Annotated in this window: 20 protein-coding genes; 17 read left to right on the top strand and 3 right to left on the bottom strand. The window is 35.5% G+C overall.

What is annotated here, in order from left to right:
• Positions 1-27: 27 nt before the first annotated feature.
• Genes BLV68_RS01445 through BLV68_RS01435 form a run of 3 tightly spaced genes read right to left on the bottom strand, consistent with a single transcriptional unit; the run spans position 28 to position 4,581 of the window.
• Positions 28-1,362 (bottom strand): ABC transporter permease, encoded by a 1,335-nt coding sequence (locus BLV68_RS01445; RefSeq protein WP_093750127.1) that lies wholly within the window; start codon positions 1,360-1,362, stop codon positions 28-30.
• Positions 1,355-3,874, bottom strand: a complete 2,520-nt coding sequence (locus BLV68_RS01440) for a COG1361 S-layer family protein (RefSeq protein ID WP_093750125.1) — start codon at positions 3,872-3,874, stop codon at positions 1,355-1,357. Before BLV68_RS01440 ends, BLV68_RS01445 begins: the two co-directional genes overlap by 8 nt.
• Positions 3,862-4,581, bottom strand: a complete 720-nt coding sequence (locus BLV68_RS01435; protein ID WP_093750123.1) for an ABC transporter ATP-binding protein — start codon at positions 4,579-4,581, stop codon at positions 3,862-3,864. The genes BLV68_RS01440 and BLV68_RS01435 overlap by 13 nt, the downstream gene beginning before the upstream one ends.
• 361 nt (positions 4,582-4,942) lie before the next feature.
• On the opposite strand from BLV68_RS01435, the gene BLV68_RS01430 reads away from it, so the two are divergent.
• From BLV68_RS01430 to BLV68_RS01350, 17 genes are all read left to right on the top strand, one after another.
• A complete protein-coding gene (locus BLV68_RS01430; RefSeq protein ID WP_234949799.1) occupies positions 4,943-6,298 on the top strand; it encodes a sodium-dependent transporter in 1,356 nt (451 codons plus the stop codon).
• Between the two features lie 399 nt (positions 6,299-6,697).
• A complete protein-coding gene (locus BLV68_RS01425; protein WP_093750119.1) occupies positions 6,698-7,867 on the top strand; it encodes a MalY/PatB family protein in 1,170 nt (389 codons plus the stop codon).
• A gap of 142 nt (positions 7,868-8,009) precedes the next feature.
• Complete coding sequence (kal, locus tag BLV68_RS01420; protein ID WP_093750117.1) at positions 8,010-8,393, top strand: 3-aminobutyryl-CoA ammonia lyase; 384 nt, start codon at positions 8,010-8,012, stop codon at positions 8,391-8,393.
• A 178-nt stretch (positions 8,394-8,571) separates the two neighbouring features.
• Positions 8,572-9,390: a 3-keto-5-aminohexanoate cleavage enzyme gene (gene kce / locus BLV68_RS01415; protein ID WP_093750115.1), complete on the top strand. Its 819-nt coding sequence runs from the start codon at positions 8,572-8,574 to the stop codon at positions 9,388-9,390.
• A gap of 109 nt (positions 9,391-9,499) precedes the next feature.
• On the top strand, positions 9,500-10,162 hold the full coding sequence (locus tag BLV68_RS01410; RefSeq protein ID WP_093750113.1) for a hypothetical protein: 663 nt from the start codon (positions 9,500-9,502) through the stop codon (positions 10,160-10,162).
• Between the two features lies 1 nt (position 10,163).
• Positions 10,164-11,015, top strand: a complete 852-nt coding sequence (locus tag BLV68_RS01405; RefSeq protein ID WP_093750111.1) for a class II fructose-1,6-bisphosphate aldolase — start codon at positions 10,164-10,166, stop codon at positions 11,013-11,015.
• 41 nt (positions 11,016-11,056) lie between these two features.
• Positions 11,057-11,701, top strand: coding sequence for a fructose-6-phosphate aldolase (gene fsa / locus BLV68_RS01400; protein ID WP_093750109.1), 645 nt, complete (start codon positions 11,057-11,059; stop codon positions 11,699-11,701).
• A 145-nt stretch (positions 11,702-11,846) separates the two neighbouring features.
• A complete protein-coding gene (glpX, locus tag BLV68_RS01395; protein WP_093750107.1) occupies positions 11,847-12,836 on the top strand; it encodes a class II fructose-bisphosphatase in 990 nt (329 codons plus the stop codon).
• An 86-nt stretch (positions 12,837-12,922) separates the two neighbouring features.
• Positions 12,923-13,894 (top strand): class II fructose-bisphosphatase, encoded by a 972-nt coding sequence (gene glpX / locus BLV68_RS01390; RefSeq protein ID WP_093750105.1) that lies wholly within the window; start codon positions 12,923-12,925, stop codon positions 13,892-13,894.
• 180 nt (positions 13,895-14,074) lie between these two features.
• Positions 14,075-15,472 carry a transcription termination factor Rho gene (rho, locus tag BLV68_RS01385; RefSeq protein ID WP_093750103.1) on the top strand — a complete coding sequence of 466 codons (1,398 nt, stop codon included), beginning with the start codon at positions 14,075-14,077 and terminating at the stop codon, positions 15,470-15,472.
• Between the two features lie 90 nt (positions 15,473-15,562).
• Positions 15,563-15,763 (top strand): 50S ribosomal protein L31, encoded by a 201-nt coding sequence (rpmE, locus tag BLV68_RS01380; RefSeq protein ID WP_093750101.1) that lies wholly within the window; start codon positions 15,563-15,565, stop codon positions 15,761-15,763.
• Positions 15,764-16,005: 242 nt separating this feature from the next.
• Positions 16,006-16,962, top strand: coding sequence for a DUF1385 domain-containing protein (locus BLV68_RS01375; RefSeq protein WP_093750099.1), 957 nt, complete (start codon positions 16,006-16,008; stop codon positions 16,960-16,962).
• Positions 16,953-17,825 carry a peptide chain release factor N(5)-glutamine methyltransferase gene (prmC, locus tag BLV68_RS01370; RefSeq protein ID WP_093750097.1) on the top strand — a complete coding sequence of 291 codons (873 nt, stop codon included), beginning with the start codon at positions 16,953-16,955 and terminating at the stop codon, positions 17,823-17,825. The genes BLV68_RS01375 and prmC overlap by 10 nt, the downstream gene beginning before the upstream one ends.
• On the top strand, positions 17,822-18,343 hold the full coding sequence (locus tag BLV68_RS01365; protein ID WP_093750095.1) for a chromate transporter: 522 nt from the start codon (positions 17,822-17,824) through the stop codon (positions 18,341-18,343). Before prmC ends, BLV68_RS01365 begins: the two co-directional genes overlap by 4 nt.
• Positions 18,344-18,357: 14 nt before the next feature.
• Entirely contained in the window at positions 18,358-18,897 is a 540-nt protein-coding gene (locus BLV68_RS01360) for a chromate transporter (RefSeq protein WP_093750093.1), read from the top strand.
• A 176-nt stretch (positions 18,898-19,073) separates the two neighbouring features.
• Entirely contained in the window at positions 19,074-20,141 is a 1,068-nt protein-coding gene (gene prfA / locus BLV68_RS01355; RefSeq protein WP_093750091.1) for a peptide chain release factor 1, read from the top strand.
• Between the two features lie 82 nt (positions 20,142-20,223).
• A complete protein-coding gene (locus BLV68_RS01350) occupies positions 20,224-21,843 on the top strand; it encodes a gamma-glutamyltransferase family protein (protein WP_093750089.1) in 1,620 nt (539 codons plus the stop codon).
• Position 21,844: the final 1 nt, after the last annotated feature.

Below are 21,844 nucleotides of genomic sequence, written 5' to 3'. Positions count from 1 at the left end.
CGGAATTCCGTCTTATTTTTTGTTTTTTTATTCTGTTCTTATAGCTTCCAAGGCTGAGAGGTTCATAGCCCGTCTAGCGGGATAATAGCCGGATATCAAACCGATTAAAGTGGAGAAGCCTAAGGCAGCAAATATTAACCATATGGGTATGATGCTTATATTGGTTTCTTCCATTAGCCCTAGGAAATTGCTAAATTGCATACTAAATCTGTTGACTATAAAGGATAGTAGAAAGCTAAATATTATTCCCATAGCTCCTCCCAATAAGCCTATAATGGCAGACTCAAATAGGAATAGCTTTTTAATATCCTTTAAGGAAGCTCCTATTACCTTCATTATTCCAATCTCCTTAGTCCTTTCATAGATGGACATGACCATGGTGTTTGTAATTCCTATGGCTGCAACAAGTAAAGATACTGCTCCAATACCTCCTAGAACTGCCTGAATTATTCCAGTAATTTTATTTAGTTCTTCTAGCATATCATTTAAGCTGTAGGCCTCATAACCTTCATTTTTTATTTTTCCCTGTATTTCTTCAACATATTTTATATCATCAACTCTAATCATGATCCTTTCATATTCCTGTTTTGCTTTTTTACCTTGTTTAGCATTGTTTTCAACCTTTTCTTTTTCTTTAACTAGCTTTTTAACCGTTTCGATTGGGAGGTAAATCCCCCAATCCGTTTCAAAATTTCCTTCCTCTAAAACTCCAACTGCCTTTATGTTATACTCCTTATTCTTAGTACGGTTACTGTTTCCATCAGGGAATGAAATATAGCCAGAGTCCGTATCGAAAGTCAGTACCATCCTATCATTCATAAGATCAATCTCTGGTTGTTTATATCTTCCTCTACTCATAGCTTTTTCATCATAAAAATTATATTTCATTCCTCCACCAAATACCACATGAAGATTGTCTCCTGGCTGCAAAAGTCGACCTTCTGCAGTTTTAAAATCGAAATATGCCATAGCTTCTGGGTCTATACCCTTAATGGAGGTATAGGCAGTGTATTTGCCACATTTTAATGTTCCATAGGTTTCTATTATAGGAGTTACTGCAGTTACATGGGGTATATTTTTGAAATTGGCAATGGCCTTATCGTCTAACTTACCTTCTTTTTTGTTTCTGTTAGAATCTGTTCCTCTAAAGTCAAAAGAATCCCTTTTATAAACGTTTATGGTATTTAAACTACCCATCCTAGCCAATTGCCCCTTAAAGGCTTCTTGCATACCAAATCCCAAAGACAGCATTACTACTATGGAGCTGGTACCGATGATAACTCCTAATATGGTGAGGAAGGTTCTTAGTTTTCTTCTCCAAAGGTTTTTAATTCCCATTCGGATTAAGTCTAAACTACTCATCTAAAGCCATACCTTTCTCTTTCTTTTTTTTGTAGAATATGAATCCACCAATGCTGGCTGCAATCAATATTAAAGCTATCCATATTCCCTTAAATCCTTTTGATTCTTCTTCAGGGGCCATATCTTCTAGGGATTCATCCATAGGCATAGCCTCCATTACGTTTAATGTAAACTCTTCTCTAATTTCAACAACTTCCCCGGAGCTGTCCTCATAAGTAAATACTAAATATCCGGTTAGTTCGCCTGTTTCTTCTGGAATTATGGTGCCTTCAAAATAATCAGAAGTACCCATTTCAAAATTACCTATATAATATCTGCTATCTTCTGTTTGAAAATTTCCTTCCAATTTTACCATCATATTATATAGAGTAACTTTTCCAGTATTGTAAAATTCAACGGAAATAGGAATTGCCTCTCCCACAAAAGCTTCAGATGGCAGAGATATCTCTCCAATTTCCAACTTGGATTGTTGGACTACAGGTACTCCAATTAGTTCAGTAGCTGTATATTGAGTACCATCACTATCTTCATACTCAAAATTAGCAGTAACGGTATGGGTTTTAGCCTTGGCATCCGGTACTGTAAACATGGTAATAACTTTTTCTACTCGTCCCTTAGGAGGGATGCTATCTATATAAAAGGTATTGCTGCTGCCGACAGGTGTAAATACATTTCCTCCACTACTTTGGCTATTTGGGTCTGTTTTTTCTTCGGCTGTTAAGAATATCTTTATATTGCGTACAGCTTTTTGACTATTGGTGTTGAAAAAGGATAAACTCATGGTAAAATTTTCTCCAGCTCTTACAAGATTAGGTTCAAAGCTATATTTATCTATTATAAGTTTTGGTGTGGTCTTTATATCATCCCCAGGTTTTACTATGTAAACTCCAACGTACTGGGTTAAGGTGTGTTTTTCTTGTCCTTCTGTTAAATCATCTTCATATTCTACTGTAATATTGATTGGATAATTTCTTGTTTCCCCATCCTTAGTAGTTAAGAATATAAAGCTTAATCTTTCAGATTGATTAGGGGCTAGAGATTCGATTTTCTTAATGCTTACAGTTTTTGGAACGATAGCAGCTTGATCAGAACTTTCTACTGAAACTTTAATATTTTTTGCATCCATTTTACCCACATTTTTTAGAGTAAATCCTATATTAACATCTTTATTATGCCCGACTGCTCCATCAGGATATATGAGATTTTCTATGATCAAGTTAGAGCCCCTTCCCTTATTAGAAGCTACATTGACGAAAAACTTACTAGAATCTTCATAACTCTGTCCAGTACCATCTTTATAGTTTAGAACTAAATCTAATCCGTGACTACCTCCTGGCAATTTAATTGAAGGGATTATTTCAAATTCAACATAGGCTGTTTTTCCACCGGATATTCTATCTATATACCTGCTATTTAAACCAGAAGCTATGGTAAAAGTATCGTTTCCTATGCCGCCTAAGGATATTTTAATATCCCTTGCTTCTAATGTACCGTTATTAATTAATTGAAATCCTACTTTGGTAGGTTTATCAGCTTCGGATACCTCTGGTTTTATATCTATTTTGTTAATGGATATTAAAGGCTTTTTATTCTTATTTTCGACTTTAATATAAACGGTATCTGAGCCAGTATAGGACTTTCCATCAGAGTTATAAAATTGAAAGTTGATTTTAATTGGGTAGGTTTTACTTTCTGCATATTCATCTATGTCTACCCTGAATTGAATATCTTCAGTTTTTCCTCCCCTTAAATAGTATATATCCTCGTGCCCTGATCCTCTAAGAGCTATAGGGGAGCCTCCTTCTATTTCAGCAGTTACAGTTATATTTCGAGCCCAGCTATCACTGGAGTTTTTAATCGTTATTGGCACATATAGGGATTCACCAGCTTGGCCGCTTATGGTTTTAGAGCTTACAATAGTTATATTAGGATCTCCTTCTGTTTTTTTATCCTCTTCCTTAGAAGGACTTATATTGGTAATGCTTATATAATCGGAAATAGACCTTGTTTTTCCGTTGAGATCATAAGATATGGTTATAGGTATGGTAGTATTATCACCACCGTTGTAGTAGATTTTATCGAAGGTTACGGTGTATATACTTTTATCAGGAACAGCTTTTTTTCTGGACCCTGTTCCTACTGGAGAAAAGGAATCGGACTTTTCTAGCTGAACGTATATAGGAATTTTTTCTGTTGTTTCTGGATAAACTTTTAAGGCGATTTTTAGCGTGAAAGTATTATTTGGACGAATTGTAGTTTCACCTGAGTCAACATCTGTTATTATTATACTTACATTACTGTCTTCTGGATTCTCTTCACTAGTAGTAATATCTTCTTCGTTGTTATCCTTGTTGTCATTGTTTCCATTGTTGTTGCCATTTTGATCATTAATATGAGTTTCAGTTGATATTTTGGTTGTTTGCTCCTTGCTTGAATTTCCTTCTGCTATTCCCCAAATAGGTGTTTGTATGAGCATCAATAAAATTAAAACTATACTAATTAATTTTCGCATTTGACTTGATCCCCCTTTAGTTGATTTTCAATTATTTTTTCAATTCTGCCATCCCTTAAATGGATTACTCGATGACCATATGGTGCAATTTCTACATCATGGGTAACTATTATTAAGGTTTGCTTATTTTCCTTTGCCATATTAGTCATTAAATCCATTACCTCTATGGTGGTTTTAGTATCTAAGTTGCCTGTAGGTTCATCGGCAAATACAATCTTAGGTTTTCCTACAAAGGCCCTAGCAATACTAACCCTTTGCTGTTGGCCTCCACTCATCTCTGACGGTTTGTGATTTAATCTATTACCTAATCCTACAGCCTCAAGCATATCCTTTGCCATCTTATCCCTAAGTTTTTTTGGAACTCCTCTGAAAGTAAGGCCTAGGCTTACATTTTCTAAAGCTGATAGAGTAGGAATTAAATTATAGGACTGGAATACGAAGCCAATATTTAATTGCCTAAACTTAGCTAATTCCTTCTCATTCATCTTTTCGATATGGTGCTTTCCTATTATTATCTCTCCTTTAGTAGGCTTTTCCAATCCTGCCATCATATTTAATAGGGTGCTTTTACCGGAGCCAGAAGTTCCCAATAAACATACAAACTCTTCCTTTTTTATTGTCAAATCTATACCCCTTAAAGCATAAATTTTTTCTTCACCCATTTTGTAGATTTTTATAAGGTTTTTTAGTACAATTAAATCCTCCAACTATTGATACACCCCCCTGAGCCAAGTTTAACAATATAATTCTACCATATATTTCTTTTATTAGGTAGTTACAATATAGTTAATTTTTAAATGGTTCTATGTAACTATAGTTATTTTTTGTAAATTGTAGAGATTAAGTATAAAATAAGGGGATAGCAGAACAAGTTATCAGAATATTAACAATCTATTGACAAATGAAAAAAATTGTGATATTACTATACAAACCCTTTTTATAAAGGATTATTAAATGGTGATAATGTTAACAAGTATTAGAAAGGAGGGAGAATATAACTATAGTAAGAGGCATAGGGGCAATAGTATGATGAGCATCAAATAATATGATTGTTAAAGGAGGGAAATTATGCAAGAACCTAAAGCTTCACACAGGGATCAATTTGTTTCAAAGATTGGCTTTATACTAGCTGCTACTGGATCTGCTGTAGGTTTGGGTAATATCTGGAGATTTCCATTTTTAGCAGGTAAAAATGGTGGAGGAGTCTTCGTGCTATTCTATTTAGTTTGTGTAGTAGTGTTAGGTTTTGGACTTATGCTTGCTGAGTTTATAATTGGTAGACATACTCAATTATCATCAGTAGACGCCTTCAAAGAATTGGATAAAAGATTTACCTTCGTTGGAGTAATGGGAGTACTAGCTGCTTTTATAATCATGGGATATTATCCTGTGGTAGGTGGATGGTCGGTAGCTTATGTGTTTAAAATAATATTAGGCGAGTTTTCCACCGATGCAGTAATAATGGGAGAGATATTCGATTCATTAACAAAGGGTGTTGGTTCTCCAATATTCTGGACTGCGGTTTATATGATTGTCAACATCGTGATTGTTGCAAAGGGAATAAGTACAGGTATTGAAAATGCTTCAAAAGTTATGTTGCCTATGCTTTTCGGACTATTAATTATACTGGTTATTCGTTCCTTAACATTACCTAATGCCATGGAAGGCTTAAAATATCTGTTTGTCCCTGATTTTTCTAAGATATCGGGAGAGGTAATGATGGCAGCATTAGGGCAAGCCTTTTTCTCCTTAAGCTTAGGTATGGGCTGTATGATTACGTACGCCAGCTATTTGGGTAAGAATGAAAATTTAGTTGAAAATGCAACTGTAGTGCCTATATTAGATACTTTGGTAGCATTATTAGCTGGAGTTGTTATAATCCCTGCTACCGTATCCTTCGGATTTGATTTAGGCTCAGGACCTGGGCTTGTGTTTGTAACCGTTCCTGCAATTTTTGCTACTATGGGGCCTGTAATTGGAAGGATATTTGGAATTATATTCTTTTCAATGGTTACACTGGCTGCTTTAACTTCTTCTATTTCTTTATTGGAAGTTGTGGTGTCTTATCTAATAGATAATAGGAACTGGGACAGGAAAAGAGCTGTTGTAATTACCAGCATAATATTGTTTGCAATTTGTATTGCATCTTCCCTATCCATGGGAATATGGTCAAAATATACCGTTAAAGGCATGAACATATTCAGTTTATTAGATTGGATTGCCAATAATGTATTGTTGCCGCTAGGTGGTATATTCATCACCTTATTTGTAGGTTGGTTCTGGGATAGGGATAAGGTGAAAACAGAGGTTACCAATAATGGTACAGTTAAATTTTCACTATTCAATGCGTGGATATTCTTGTGTAGATTTGTAATTCCTATAATCATAGCCTTAGTATTGCTTTCGGGAATTGGAATAATATAGGATATAGAGATGCTTTAAGATAAAAATTCTTGATAATAAACTACAAAAAAGTGCTTAGGATAAACTGTTTAATGGTAAATTCCTAGGCGCTTTTTGAATTACATATTACATTGAGTCATTAACAAGTACTATATTATATTTTATAATCATTCCTAACGACAGACTGGTCAGTCGAAAACATTCTTTAGAAAGAGGGGTTAATATACTGGCTAGGTTTAGAGTAAAAAGGCCATATACCATAAAGGACTAAAATAAAATTTATAGGGCTGCCTTCCCTAGTCAATAGGGAGGGCAGCATTTTTAACAAGAAGTTTAAATATTAAAATTTAATATGTTAAGACGAAAAGCCTTTTATGTTATAATTATAATTAGATAAAACTCAATAAGGAGAGATGACCTATGCACGATTTTGACCGAATAGTTGAGAGAAGAAATACCAATTCCGTTAAATGGGATGGTTTAGACCAGCTTTATGGAAGGGAAGATCTACTTCCACTTTGGGTGGCAGATATGGATTTTCCAGTAGCACCAGCTATTACAGAGGCTTTAAAAAAACGGTTAGAACATGGGGTTTATGGCTATAGCCTAATCTCTAACAGGTATTATGAAGCTGTAATTAAATGGATGGAAAAAAGACATAATTGGTCTATACAGAAGGAATGGATAGTCTTTACTCCAGGTGTGGTTCCTGCTTTGAGTTATGCGGTTAAGGCCTTTACAAAACCTGGAGATAAAGTAATATTACAAAGCCCTGTTTATCATCCCTTCTATAGCTCTATTACAGATAATGGACGTCATGTAGTTACCAATCCTTTAATCTATAGGGATGGAAAATACTATATGGATTATGAAGATTTGGAGAAGAAAATAGATTCTAAAACTAGACTATTATTCCTATGTAGCCCCCATAATCCAGTAGGTAGGGTTTGGAAAGAAGAAGAGCTGAGAAAGCTTGGGGAAATCTGTATAAAAAATGATATTATTGTAGTTTCCGATGAGATCCATTTTGACATAGTATTTAAAGGCCATAAGCATACGGTATTTGCCAATGTTTCCGAGGAAATAAAGGAGAACTCCATCATATGTACTGCTCCAAGCAAAACCTTTAATATAGCTGGTTTACAGGTATCGAATATAATTATTCCAAATAGAAGATTAAGGGAAAGATTTATAATTGAATTGGAAAAGGACCATATATTAAGTCCTAATATATTTGGGCAAGAAGCTTTAATTGCAGCTTATGAACAATCGGAAGATTGGTTGGAGCAATTGATCGACTACATAGAGGGAAACAAGGATTATTTTATGGATTTTGTAAAAGAGAACCTTCCCCAGTTAGATGTAATAGACTCAGAAGGCACATTTTTGCTTTGGGTTGACTGTTCACGCCTTAATATGGACTCTGAGGAATTAAAGGATTTCTTCATAAATAAATGCAGATTGGCTTTAAACCAAGGAGACATGTTTGGGGAAGAAGGCAAGCTATTTTATAGGTTTAATATAGGTTGTCCTAGAAAAATAATGGAAGAAGCTCTTATGAGAATAAAAGAGGGTGTTGAGTCCTTATAGAAATATCATAAAATTATTAAATAGGTCCTCATCTGAATATTTTATATCAGGTTGTGGACTTATTTTACGATATGGTATATATGGTATATGATAGAGTCTTATGTTATAATGGATTTGATTACATAAAAATGGAGGGTGGAATATGGAGAAGGCTATGATTAGGGTTAGAATGAGTGCAGGGGATGCCCATTATGGAGGAAATTTAGTAGATGGAGCTAAAATGCTCCAATTATTTGGCGATGTAGCTACAGAATTGCTTATCAGGCATGACGGAGATGAAGGCTTATTCGTAGCCTATGAGAGTGTGGAATTCTTAGCTCCCGTTTATGCTGGAGATTTCATAGAAGCTGAAGGGGAGATTATAAAAGTAGGCAATACTTCAAGGAAGATGAAATTTGAAGCAAGAAAGGTAATAATCCCAAGACCAGATATAAATGAATCTGCTTGTGATGTTTTAGATGAGCCTATAGTCGTATGTAGAGCAGTGGGAACTTGTGTAGTTCCAAAGGAAAAGATGAGGAAATAACTCACCAATGGATAATTTTGGCAGTACACAATTTTGGGGATATGGGGTCACGAGTCTTATCTTTATAAATATGCTTTTTAGCAATTTAAATATGGGACACTGAACCAGATTCTCTGTTCCAACTATGTGATAGGCAAAGAAATTTACAATTTACAATTTCTTATAAGGGGGTAATTGAATGGAAAAATTGATTATTACTGCTGCTATCTGTGGAGCGGAAGTTACAAAGAAGCATAATCCAAATGTACCTTATACAGTAGAAGAAATAGGAAGAGAGGCAGAAGCAGCTTATAACGCTGGAGCTAGTATTATTCATCTGCATGTAAGGTATGATGATGGTACTCCTACTCAAGACAAGGAAAGATTTAGGGTGTGCATAGAAGAAATAAAGAGAAGATGTCCCGATGTTATTATCCAGCCTTCAACAGGGGGAGCAGTAGGTATGTCCAATGATGAGAGGCTACAACCAATAGAACTCCTCCCAGAGATGGCTACTTTAGATTGTGGAACTCTAAACTTTGGAGGCGATGAAATATTTGTTAATACGGAAAATACTATAAAGTACTTCGGTGAAAAAATGATAGAAAAAGGGATTAAACCTGAGATAGAGGTATTCGATAAAGGAATGGTAGATTATGCAATTAGATTTGCTAGAGAAGGGTACATTTTAGAGCCCATGCATTTTGATTTTGTACTAGGAGTACAGATGGCTGCAACAGCTAGGGATTTAGCTTTTTTAGTGGATAGCATACCACCAGGATCGACTTGGACTGTAGCTGGAATAGGAAGATATGAAATGCCAATGGCTGCAATGGGTATTGCAATGGGAGGACATGTTAGAGTGGGCTTTGAAGATAATGTTTATCTGGAAAAGGGAGTTTTGGCTAAATCTAATGGTGAATTGGTAGAAAAGGTTGTAAGAATTGCTAGGGAGTTGGGAAGGGAGATAGCCACTCCTGATGAAGCTAGAAGAATATTAGGGATAAAGAAGAGATAATTTTGTTATAGTTCCTTTTGCATATTTTTGCAAAAGGAACTTTTTTATTTTCGACAATTAGGAGGATTTTATCGATTTATATAGAATTAGTAGTTAGGAGGTGAGTCCTATGGTAATAAATGGATGCAAGAGCCTAATTATTAGATGCCATTTCTGTACTAGATTGAAGGAATATAGTTTTAATTTATTCAATATGAAGACAGGAGAAAAGATTAAATATAGATGCGACTGCGGTGAGGAAAATATTATTATTTCGAGGGATAACAAGAGGCTAAAAATTTATATTAATTGTTTTATTTGTGGAAGTAAGCACTATTATAATCTACATATACATAATATTTTATTAAATGATAATTTAATAAATTGCGCTTATGGGCATGAGGTCCTGTTTTTAGGTGATAAACAAAGGGCTAATAATATGTTGTTGGAAAGGTCTTTGAATGTAGGTTCTAGCATTGGAGAAAACATTTCAAAAGAATGTTTTAGCAATTTTGAGATATTGGCTAAGGTGCTCACCATCATATATGATTTGAAGAGGAGGAGCAAAATAAAATGTAGTTGCGGTTTTTCTCAAATAAATATAGAATTGTTTTCAGATAGGGTAGAATTAAAATGTTTAAATTGCCATAGCGTGAAACTTATTTTTGCTGAAACGGAAGAGGACTTGAGTGTTTTAGAAAAAAAGGATAATATATTACTTGAAGAAAAAAATATATCATGTATCGATTCCATGAAGGAAAATGATAATGCAAAGAATAAGAGGAGGATTTAATATGTTAGTAACAGGTATAGAAATTCTACGACATGCACATGAAAACAACTATGCAGTAGGGGCTTTTAATGTAAACAATATGGAAATTGTTCAAGCCATAATCGAGGCAGCTGAAGAAACTAACTCTCCTGTAATCCTTCAAGCAAGTCAAGGAGGATTAAAATATGCAGGAGTTGAGTATATTGCTGCTTTAGGTAAATTGGCAGCCCATAAAGCTAAGGTTCCTGTAGCATTGCATTTAGACCATGGTACAAATTTTCAACAAATTATGTTATGTATAAGACATGGCTTTTCTTCTGTTATGATAGATGGTTCTAAGTATGGATTGGAAGAGAATATAGCCATTACTAAAAAGGTAATTGAGGTTGCTCATGCAGTAGGAGTTTCTGTGGAAGCAGAATTGGGTAAAATTGGTGGAACAGAAGACGATATAGTGGTAGACGAAAGGGAAGCAACTTTCACAGATCCAAAGGAAGCAAAAATATTTGTAGATGAAACAAATGTGGATTATTTAGCCGTAGCTGTTGGAACTGCTCATGGAGTATATAAAGGTGAACCAGAATTGGATTTTGATAGGATTAAGACTATAAAGGAAATGGTAAATATTCCTCTAGTATTGCATGGTTCTAGTGGCGTACCTGATGAATCAATAAAAAGAGCTGTATCTCTTGGAATAAATAAGATAAATATTGATACGGATTTAAGAATAGCCTTTGCAACAGCTATTAAGGATTTCTTAGCAGATAATCCTGATAACATCGACCCAAGGAAGATATTGGGACCAGCTAAAAAGGCTATGAAAGAAGTTATAAAGAAGAAGATGGAGCTATTCGGATCTGTTGGAAGGGCTTAAACTAATAGACTGGTAGCCTTTAGTATGAAGGGGGGATTACTTTGAAATTATTTATTGACACTGCTAATATAGATGAAATTAAAGAAGTCAATGAGTGGGGAGTTATATCAGGAGTTACTACTAACCCATCTCTAATTGCAAAAGAAGGTAGGGATTTTAAACAGGTTATAGAGGAAATTGCTAATATATTAGATGGTCCTATTAGCGCAGAAGTCATTTCCTTGGAAAAGGAAGGGATGTTAGAAGAAGCAAGGGAACTGGCAAAAATTCATCCGAATATCGTTATTAAAATCCCTATGACTAAAGAAGGACTAAAGGCAGTAAAGATTTTAACACAAGAAGGTATAAAGACCAATGTAACCTTGGTGTTTTCTGCTAATCAAGCTTTGTTAGCTGCAAAAGCAGGAGCTACTTTTGTAAGTCCTTTTTTGGGCAGATTAGACGATATAGGCAATAATGGGATGAATATAATAGAAGATATAGTTCAAATATTCGATATCCATGGCATAGATACTGAGGTTATTGCGGCCAGCATTAGAAATCCTATACATGTAATAGAAGCAGCAAAAGCTGGTGCCCATATAGCAACCATACCCTATAAGGTATTTATGCAGATGGTAAGTCATCCATTAACGGATATTGGAATTGAAAAGTTTTTAAAGGACTGGGAGCAGGTAAGCAATTGACAATTTTAGATAATGTGCAAAGGTAAAATTACAATTTTTGAGGCGGTTTTGACCGCCTTTTTTGTTTATAGTAAATTTTATTTTTATTATTTAATACCTTGGTTTATAATAAATATGATGCATATAGATTAAAGGAGTGATTGAGATGGACAGGGATTTGGCTTTATCTTTAGTGAGAGTAACTGAAATTGCAGCATTAGTTTCTGCTAGGTACATGGGTAGGGGCGATAAAACAAGTGCTGATCAGGCCGCAGTGGATGGTATGAGAGCTGCCTTCAATCTTGTAAATACAAAGGGGCAGGTAGTAATAGGTGAAGGTGAATTAGACGAGGCGCCTATGCTATATATTGGTGAAATAATAGGTAAGGGTATGGATGTAGAAGCGGATATTGCAGTAGACCCATTAGATGGTACTAGTCTTGTGGCAAAGGGTTTACCCAATGCTATTTCAGTAATAGCCATGGCTCCAAAAGGTTGCTTACTTAATGCACCAGATACATATATGAAAAAGATAGCGGTGGGACCGAAGGCTCGAGGGAAAATAAACATCGATGCGACCATTGAAGAGAACTTAAGCAATGTGGCTAAGGCTTTAAATAAGGATATTTCAGATTTAACCGTAATTATTCAGGATAGGGAAAGGCATAATGGGATTATAGAAGAAGTGAGAAGAGTGGGAGCTAGAATAAAGCTATTTGGAGAAGGGGATGTGGCCGCAGCAATTGCTACAGCTTTTGAAGATACTGGGGTAGATATAATGATTAGCATCGGTGGAGCACCAGAGGGAGTAATTACTGCTTGTGCATTGAAATGCATGGGAGGAGATTTTCAAGGGAAACTATATCCCATGAGCCAAGCTGAAAGGGATAGGTGTGAAGAATTTGGCTGGACAGAGGATAAGTTGGAGCAGGTTCTAACAATAGACGACTTAGCTAAAGGAGAAGATATATTTTTTGCAGCTACAGGCATTACCGATGGAGACCTTTTAAAAGGTGTAGTATACTATGGAGATAAATTAGCTAAAACCCATTCTATAGTCATGAGGTCTAGAAGTGGGACTATAAGGTTTATAGAAGCTCGCCATAGACTGGATAAGAACGAGATATTGAAAAATCTATTAAAAAAGCATCATTAAAAAATATATATATGGCATACTAATTGACATAAAAAGCCTAAATAAAATATACTATATAGTAAATAACAATTAATGGAGGCTTTTTTATGGATAGAAATTTAACCTTAAATTTAGTTAGGGTAACGGAAGCTGCAGCCCTACAATCCGCTCGTTATCTGGGAAGAGGGGATAAGATAAAGGCTGATGAAGCAGCGGTACGGGGCATGAGGAGAATGTTTGATACATTGACCATCGATGGAGTAGTAGTTATTGGTGAGGGAGAAATGGATGAAGCTCCTATGCTATATATAGGGGAGCAGATTGGAAAGGCAACGAAAGACTCAATAAAAGTCGATATAGCTGTAGATCCCTTAGATGGAACTACTGCTGTTGCAAAGGGATTATCCAATGCCATATCCGCAGTAGCAATTGCACCAAGAGGTTGTTTATTACATGCCCCCGATATGTATATGGAAAAAATAGCTGTAGGTCCAAAAGCGGCAGGAAAGGTAAGTTTAGATGAACCTGTGGAAACCAATTTAAAGAATCTTTCCAAAGCTTTAAATAAGGACATTTCCGATATAACTGTTACCATACTTGATAGACCTAGACATAAGGAGCTAATTGAAAGGGTTAGAAAGACAGGAGCAAGAATTAAACTATTCCAAGATGGAGATGTGGCTGCAGCAATTGCTACCTGCTTTGAGGATTTAGGAGTAGATATATTAATGGGAATTGGAGGAGCTCCAGAAGGGGTGCTTGCAGCCTGTGCTCTAAAATGTTTAGGAGGAGAGATTCAAGGCAGGCTTTATCCTATAAAGGATGAAGAAAAAGAAAGATGCAAAAAAATGGGATTAGGTAATGTAGACACCCTGTTAACTATGGACCATTTGGTAAGGGGAAATGAAATCATTTTTGCAGCTACAGGCGTGTCCAATGGAAAATTGTTAAAAGGGGTTGTTTATTACGAGCACAATAGGGCTAAAACCTATTCTGTAGTTATGAGAGGGGAAACAGGTACTATAAGATTCATCGAAGCTATACATAGGTTGGATAAAAAACCTGAATATGCAAAATAATTTAAATTGACTTATAAAAATTATAATGATATTATTATGCTAGAAATACTCATCTTATAGTCATTTCTTAAAGCATTCCATATTCAATTGATAACAAATTATAAGAATATAAAAAGCCGTCTAGGAATCTTGATTTTGGATTCCTAGCGGTAGTTTTTTTAATACTTTGGAGGTGTAGTGTTGGATTCTAGTATATTGCAGGAAAAAAGATTAGAGGATCTCCGGGTTATTGCAAAAACCCTAGGGATTAAAAGCGTTACTAAATACAGAAAAAATGAGCTAATAGACCTAATTTTAGAAAACACAGCTAATGCAAATCAGGATGAAATGGAAAAAGAGGAAAAAGAAAAAGAAGAAAAGGAAGAAATTCCTCAGGAAAAGACCTTTGAGGAAATAGATATTAATGACATCGACATGGAAGAGTTGCCTGAAAAGGTAACGGAAGAACTCGAACATATGGATATTATTGATGGAGCTGAAGGCATATTAGAAATCCATCAAGATGGATATGGATTCTTAAGATCTGATAACTATTTATCGGGAGATAATGATATATATGTATCTCCTTCCCAAATCAGGAGATTCAAACTTAAAACGGGAGATAAGGTTTTTGGTATAACTAGACCTGCAAAATCAGGAGAAAAGTATAAAGCTCTCCTATACGTAAAGAGTGTAAACGGTATGGAACCGGAAACTTGTCTTACTAGACCAGAATTTGATAGTTTAACTCCGATTTATCCAAGGGAAAGGATTACTCTGGAAACAAGTCCAACTAATCTTTCAACAAGAATTATCGATCTAATTGCCCCCATTGGAAAAGGGCAAAGAGGGATGATAGTTTCTCCACCAAAAGCCGGTAAAACCACCCTTTTAAAGGCTATAGCCAATGCTATTTCTCAAAATCACCCAGAAATTGAAATTATCGTTCTTTTAATAGATGAAAGACCTGAAGAGGTCACTGATATGAAAAGATCTGTGAAAGGTGATGTAGTATATTTTACTTTTGACGAACTTCCCAGCCATCATACTAAGGTGGCAGAAATAGTCCTTGAAAGGGCTAAGAGGTTAGTTGAGCATGGGAAGGATGTAGTGATTTTATTGGATAGTATAACTAGGTTAGCAAGAGCCTATAATCTTACTATACCGCCTACTGGTAGGACTTTGTCTGGTGGACTAGACCCTGGAGCTTTACATAAACCTAAAAGATTTTTTGGTGCTGCAAGAAATTTAGAAGAGGGTGGTAGTTTAACTATTTTAGCAACTGCTTTGGTGGAAACGGGAAGCAGAATGGATGATGTCATATTTGAGGAGTTTAAAGGTACAGGTAATATGGAGATTCATCTAGATAGGAAACTTTCTGAAAAGAGGATATTCCCTGCTTTGGATATTAATAAATCTGGAACTAGAAGGGAAGATTTGCTGTTAACCCAAAAGGAATTGGAAACTATTTGGACTATTAGGAAAGCTTTAGGAAATGCACCTACGCAAGAGATAACGGAAACACTGATAGATAACTTGATAAATACCAAAACTAATGAAGAGTTTATAGAAGAGATGAGAAATAAAATCTGGTTTTAGTTGAAATATTCTTAGGATTATGCTATAATTAACAGGTCAAATTATGAGAAAATGTATTTTATATACTGGCAATAAAGAGAGGTGAAAGCAATGAAAAAGGGAATACACCCAGAATATTATGAAGCTACAGTAAGATGTGCATGTGGAAATACATTTAAAACTGGATCAACAAAAGAGGAACTAAGAGTAGAAATCTGTTCAGAATGTCATCCATTCTTTACAGGACGTCAAAAATTCACAGAACGTGGTGGTCGTGTAGAAAAATTCAAGAAAAAATATGGTATTGATTAATTATTAAATTAAAACCAAATAGGTTAGTTGCCTAGCATCTAACCTTTATTTTTATTTAGATTAAAATTTAAAATATTGTTAATTTGGTATTAGCACTTTTTTACGTTGACATATTTGGGAAGATAAGCCTTGACTTATGAGAAAATTTACTATTTCACGAATCTTGAATGAGAGGGGTGTTCTTCCCAAGTATGTGAAACTATTAACTGTTAATTGTTAATTGAAAAAAGGGTGTTTTTATTATGAAAATAAAAGATATAAATAGATCCCCTAAGCACATAACCACCATTGGTGGGCAGGCTCTTATTGAGGGCATACTAATGCGAGGGCCAAAGGAACTGGCTATTGCTATAAGAAAGCCAGATGGAGAAATAATATTAAAGGAAGAAAAATTAAATACCTTGGGAATGCGATATAAATTTTTTAGACTCCCCATCATCAGAGGTGTAGTGGGATTAGTTGAATCGATGACCTTTGGTATAAGGGCTTTGATGTATTCTGCTGAATTTTTTGAAGAGGATGTAGATGAGGAAAAGAATAAGGAAAGCTTTTTCGATAGAATATTTAAGGACAAGAAAGAGGATGTTGAAATAGCTTTTACTATGTTGATTTCCTTTGCTTTTGCCATTTTACTTTTCCTACTGATTCCAAGCCTTATTACTAATTCTTTTAATAGGATGATAACTAAACCCTTTATATTAAACTTAATTGAGGGATTTATCCGCATTATAGCCTTTCTCACTTATGTAGTATTGGTATCCAAGATGGAAGATGTAGGGAGAGTGTTTGAGTACCACGGTGCAGAACATAAGGCTATCCATTGTTATGAAAATGGCGAGGAATTAAATGTGGAAAATATAAAAAAATATCCAATACTGCACTCAAGGTGCGGAACCAGCTTTCTCTTCATGGTAATGATCGTGAGTATTTTGGTATTATCAGCCTTTGGATGGCCTAATCCCTTACAGAGGCTTTTAATTAGAATAATTATGCTACCTATAATAGCTGGCATATCCTATGAGATCAATAGGATTATTGGCAAGAGTAATTCGAGATTAGCTTATATTATATCCTATCCTGGCCTATTTATTCAGAAGATAGCAACGGTTAAAGAGCCAGATGAAGGGCAAATAGAGGTTGCCATAGAAGCCTTAAAAGCGGTTCTAACAGATAAAAAGGAAGAGGATTTATGGAGATAAATCGATTGCTGCAAAAAGGAATAGATCTTATAAAGGATAGACCTTACACAAATCCCTCCCTAGAGGCAACATTACTCTTAAGCAGATTATTAAAAGTGGATAAAATCTATATATACACCCATGGTAAGGAAAAGGTATCGGAGCCAGTTGTAGAGAAATTCTTAGAGCTAATAGAGAAGAGAGCAAAAGGCTATCCAATCCAATATATTATAAATGAAAAAGAATTTATGGGGCTAGACTTCTATGTAGAAGAAGGAGTCTTAATCCCTAGATCTGATACGGAAATACTTGTGGACTATGTATTAGGCTATATTGATAATAAGTATAAGAATAAGTCTATAAACCTCTTAGACTTAGGTTTTGGAAGCGGAGCTATAGCTTTAAGCGTGGCTTATTATAGAAGTAGTGTTACCGTCTATGGGGTCGATATGTATGATGCTCCCATAAGGGTGGCAGAAATTAATAAGGAAAGGTTTAAGCTAACTAATGTCCATCTTTTTAAAGGGGATTTATTCCAAGGGATAAAGGATGTAAAGGAAAAATTCCATATAATAGCATCCAATCCTCCTTATATTCCCAGTGATGATATAGATAAACTTCAAGATGAGATAAAATATTATGAACCTAGGGAAGCTTTAGATGGAGGGTCGGATGGACTAAATTTTTATAGAAGGATAATCCCAGAAAGCAAGAAGTATTTAACTGATGAAGGCTTGTTAATATTTGAAATAGGGTATGATCAAGGCCAGTCAGTAAAAAATATGTTATTAGTTGAGGGCTTTGTTAATGTCAATATATTAAAGGATCTGCAGGGACTAGATAGGGTAGTTTTGGGAGTATTTAAGAAGGAGCTGAACATATGAACCTTTTAATTAAATTATTCATTTCTTTTTTTAAGATAGGATTGTTTAGCTTTGGTGGAGGCTATGCCATGTTACCCCTGATAAAGGAAGAGGTCATTGAAACTCGTGGTTGGCTGACTAATGCAGAATTTATTGATATAGTTGCTATATCTGAGATGACTCCTGGTCCTATTGCCATAAATTCAGCCACCTTTTTAGGTTATAGGGTATCTGGTTTCTTAGGTTCTGTTGTAGCTACTTTGGCAGTAGTTTTGCCTTCATTTATAATAATGAGCCTTATATTCCATTTTGTAAGCAGATTTAAGGACTCTCCCTATTCCGACTGGTTTTTTACAGGAATTAGGCCAATAGTGTTAGGGCTTATTGCTTCTGCAGCCGTTTCAGTAGCATTGGATGCTTTCATAGATATAAAATCCATATTCATAGCCTTGGGAATTTTTTATCTGGTAGCCTTTAAAAAGCTCAATCCAATAATTACCATTGTATTGGCAGGTATTGCTGGAGCAATTTTCTATTAAGGCAGGTGGAATAAATGCTTTTTAATATGTTTAGTACCTTTTTTAAGGTTGGAGCCTTTACCATTGGGGGAGGCTATGCAATGATTCCCATAATTCAAAGGGAAATAGTTGATAAGAAAAAATGGATAGAAGAGGAAGAATTTTTGGATGCCATTGCTATATCCCAAGGTTCTCCTGGACCCGTTGCTGTTAATTTAAGTATATTAGTTGGGTATAAGCTTAAAGGGTTAAAGGGGGCTTTAACCTGCTGCTTAGGAACTATTTTGCCATCATTTTTAATAATTCTTCTAATTGCAACGGTTTTTTCTCAGTTCAGGAATAATCCTATTATAGAAAAGGTATTTTTAGGTATAAGGCCAGCAGTAGTAGCTTTAATAGCATCTGCTGTATATCAGTTGACCAAAAGATCAAAACTTGGCTATAATAAATTACTCATATCCCTAGTTTCGATGGCAGCTATAGTTTTTTTTGGCATCAGTCCTATCTATTTAATATTGATAGGGGGCATTGGTTCCATATTATACTTTAAAGGAAAAAGGGATAGGGAAGTATAAAAATTGCAAAACGACTATATTAGATTATCAATAGATTGGATTTTTTAATATAGGTCATGGTATAATATATATGATTATAACTAGATTGGAATTCATTCAAATAATAGATTATTTAACAGCATTGAGAAAACTTATTCATGACTTATATGACAGGATATTTGGAAGGGAGGTATAATATGTTAGAGAAATTATCCTTTTTAGAGAATAAATACGAAGAGTTGAGCAAGAAGATAATAGATCCTGAGGTTATGAGCAATATTGAAGAATGGCAGAAGTTAGTGAAGGAACATGCTGAAATAGAGCCTATTGTAAATAAATATAGGGAATATAATAAGGTCAAAAGGACTTTGGAAGAAGATAAGGAGATGCTTAAAGAAAAAATAGATGATGAGATGAAGGAATTCTTGAAAGATGAAATATCTGAATATGAAGAAAAGATTGAGCAATTAGAAGAAGAATTAAAGATTCTCCTACTACCAAAGGATCCTAATGACCATAAGAATGTAATTGTTGAAATAAGAGCTGGCGCTGGTGGAGATGAAGCTGGATTATTTGCTGGAGACTTGTTTAGAATGTATAGCATGTATGCAGAAAGAAAAGGATGGAAGACTGAACTTATGAGTACCAATGAACAAGGAGTTGGAGGATTTAAGGAAGTAATATTCATGATTAAGGGTCAAGGAGCTTATAGCAGGTTAAAATATGAATCGGGAGTTCATAGGGTTCAAAGGGTGCCTACCACTGAATCTAGTGGCAGAATTCATACATCTACAGCTACCGTTGCCGTATTGCCAGAAGCGGAGGATATTGATATAGAAATCAATCCTAATGATATTAGAATAGACGTATTCCGTTCCTCTGGAAATGGTGGTCAAAGTGTTAATACTACCGATTCAGCTGTCAGAATTACCCATATTCCAACGGGCATGGTAGTATCCTGTCAGGATGAAAAGTCCCAGCATAAAAACAGAGAAAAAGCTATGAAAATTTTGAAATCCAGATTATACGATAAAATGATGAGGGAGCAGCATGCTGAAATAGCCGAGGAAAGGCGTTCCCAGGTAGGTACTGGAGATAGGTCAGAAAGAATTAGGACCTATAACTTTCCTCAAGGAAGGATTACGGACCACAGAATCAATATGACTATCTATAAGTTACAAGACTTCTTAGATGGAGATATTGATGAAATGATAGATAGCTTAATAACATCAGACCAAGCAGAAAAGTTAAAACAAGTCGGTTAATAAACTCGGATAGAATCTTCTATCCGAGTTTTCTATGTTATAATATATTAGAAGGAAATAGGACTAAAGGAGGAAGCAATATATGAAATTTGAATTTGACCCGCTAATCTACCACTATCCTTCTAGACGAAATGTAATATATGGTAAAAAGGGTATGGTGGTCACAGGAAATCCATTGGCAGCCAATGCTGGATTGGAGATTTTAAAAAAGGGTGGTAATGCCATTGATGCGGCCATAGCAACAGCAGCAGCCTTAACGGTAGTAGAGCCAACTGCCAATGGGATTGGTGGAGATGCTTTTGCAATAGTTTGGGCTAATGGGAAACTACATGGACTAAATGCCAGTGGACCTTCCCCTAAGAAGATAAGTATTAATGTTTTAAAGGAAAGAGGATTAAATGAAGTACCAACAACGGGAGTAGTACCAGTAAATGTTCCAGGAGCTCCTGCTGCTTGGGCTGAATTGTGGAAGAAATTCGGTTCTTCTTTGAAATTTAAGGAATTATTAGAGCCAGCCATCTCCTATGCAAAAGAAGGCTTTATAATCCAACCCGGTGTAGGCAGCGTTTGGGGAAGTGCTTACCGCAAATATTCTGAAGCTTTAAAGAAGGATAAGTCCATCCAAGGCTGGTTTGACACCTTTGCACCAGAGGGAAGATGTTTAAAAGCAGGCGATTTACTTCGTTTAGAGGATCATGGGAATACATTGGAAGAAATAGGGGATACTCTATCAGAAAGTTTTTATAGAGGAGATTTAGCAGAAAAGATTGCTAACTTCTTTAAGGTTCACGATGGGTTTTTAGAGTTATCAGATTTAGAGGAATACCATCCAGAATGGGTAGAGCCAATATCCACCAGCTATAAAGGTTATGATATCTATGAAATACCTCCAAACGGTCATGGAATTACTGTACTTATGGCATTAAATATTTTGAAAGAATTAGAATTAGGAGATATGAACTCTTTCCATAGCACCCACTATCAGATAGAAGCACTTAAATTGGCCTTTACAGATGTGAAAAAATATGTAGCTGACCCTAGAACAATGGAGATTACTATAGAAGAACTTTTATCTATGGATTATGCTAAGAACAGGGCTAAACTGATTAAGGATATGGCCATAGTGCCTGAAGCAGGAAAACCATCCCAAAGTGGTACAGTTTATTTAGCTACAGCTGACCAATATGGCAATATGGTTTCATATATACAGAGCAATTATATGGGGTTTGGCTCAGGAATAGTCATCCCGGGAACAGGTATTGCAATGCATAATAGGGGATGTAATTTTAGTTTAGACCCAGAATCAGCCAATTGCTTAGAAGGAGGCAAAAAATCCTACCACACTATAATTCCAGGATTTTTAATGAAGGATGGTAAGCCTGTAGGCCCCTTTGGAGTAATGGGAGGATTCATGCAGCCACAAGGGCACTTACAGGTCTTGATAAATACCATAGAGTATAGACTGAACCCACAAGATGCCTTAGACAGACCTAGATGGCAGTGGATTGGAGATAAGACCATAGAAATAGAGCAGTCCTTTGACAACAATCTGGCATTACAACTGAAAAGGGCTGGACATGATATTGTGGTTAAAGCAGATAGCACCGATTTTGGTAGAGGAGAGATCATCTGGAGAGATGATAATGGGATTCTATGTGGTGCCTGTGAGCCTCGGACTGATGGATATGTGGCAGTCTGGTAAA

The organism is Tepidimicrobium xylanilyticum (assembly GCF_900106765.1).
GTDB lineage: Bacteria > Bacillota > Clostridia > Tissierellales > Tepidimicrobiaceae > Tepidimicrobium > Tepidimicrobium xylanilyticum.
Note: the sequence above shows the minus strand (reverse complement) of the source record. Positions and strands in the feature narration are given on the sequence as shown.

What these genes read in the sequence shown, in the direction of transcription:
- glpX (WP_093750107.1), top strand. Translation starts at nt 11,847, where the DNA reads ATGGACAGGGATTTGGCTTTATCTTTAGTGAGAGTAACTGAAATTGCA.
- prmC (WP_093750097.1), top strand. Translation starts at nt 16,953, where the DNA reads ATGGAGATAAATCGATTGCTGCAAAAAGGAATAGATCTTATAAAGGAT.
- kal (WP_093750117.1), top strand. Translation starts at nt 8,010, where the DNA reads ATGGAGAAGGCTATGATTAGGGTTAGAATGAGTGCAGGGGATGCCCAT.
- BLV68_RS01445 (WP_093750127.1), bottom strand. Translation starts at nt 1,362, where the DNA reads ATGAGTAGTTTAGACTTAATCCGAATGGGAATTAAAAACCTTTGGAGA.
- prfA (WP_093750091.1), top strand. Translation starts at nt 19,074, where the DNA reads ATGTTAGAGAAATTATCCTTTTTAGAGAATAAATACGAAGAGTTGAGC.
- BLV68_RS01405 (WP_093750111.1), top strand. Translation starts at nt 10,164, where the DNA reads ATGTTAGTAACAGGTATAGAAATTCTACGACATGCACATGAAAACAAC.
- BLV68_RS01375 (WP_093750099.1), top strand. Translation starts at nt 16,006, where the DNA reads ATGAAAATAAAAGATATAAATAGATCCCCTAAGCACATAACCACCATT.
- BLV68_RS01350 (WP_093750089.1), top strand. Translation starts at nt 20,224, where the DNA reads ATGAAATTTGAATTTGACCCGCTAATCTACCACTATCCTTCTAGACGA.
- BLV68_RS01410 (WP_093750113.1), top strand. Translation starts at nt 9,500, where the DNA reads ATGGTAATAAATGGATGCAAGAGCCTAATTATTAGATGCCATTTCTGT.
- BLV68_RS01360 (WP_093750093.1), top strand. Translation starts at nt 18,358, where the DNA reads ATGCTTTTTAATATGTTTAGTACCTTTTTTAAGGTTGGAGCCTTTACC.
- BLV68_RS01425 (WP_093750119.1), top strand. Translation starts at nt 6,698, where the DNA reads ATGCACGATTTTGACCGAATAGTTGAGAGAAGAAATACCAATTCCGTT.
- BLV68_RS01430 (WP_234949799.1), top strand. Translation starts at nt 4,943, where the DNA reads ATGCAAGAACCTAAAGCTTCACACAGGGATCAATTTGTTTCAAAGATT.
- BLV68_RS01365 (WP_093750095.1), top strand. Translation starts at nt 17,822, where the DNA reads ATGAACCTTTTAATTAAATTATTCATTTCTTTTTTTAAGATAGGATTG.
- kce (WP_093750115.1), top strand. Translation starts at nt 8,572, where the DNA reads ATGGAAAAATTGATTATTACTGCTGCTATCTGTGGAGCGGAAGTTACA.
- glpX (WP_093750105.1), top strand. Translation starts at nt 12,923, where the DNA reads ATGGATAGAAATTTAACCTTAAATTTAGTTAGGGTAACGGAAGCTGCA.
- rpmE (WP_093750101.1), top strand. Translation starts at nt 15,563, where the DNA reads ATGAAAAAGGGAATACACCCAGAATATTATGAAGCTACAGTAAGATGT.
- BLV68_RS01440 (WP_093750125.1), bottom strand. Translation starts at nt 3,874, where the DNA reads ATGCGAAAATTAATTAGTATAGTTTTAATTTTATTGATGCTCATACAA.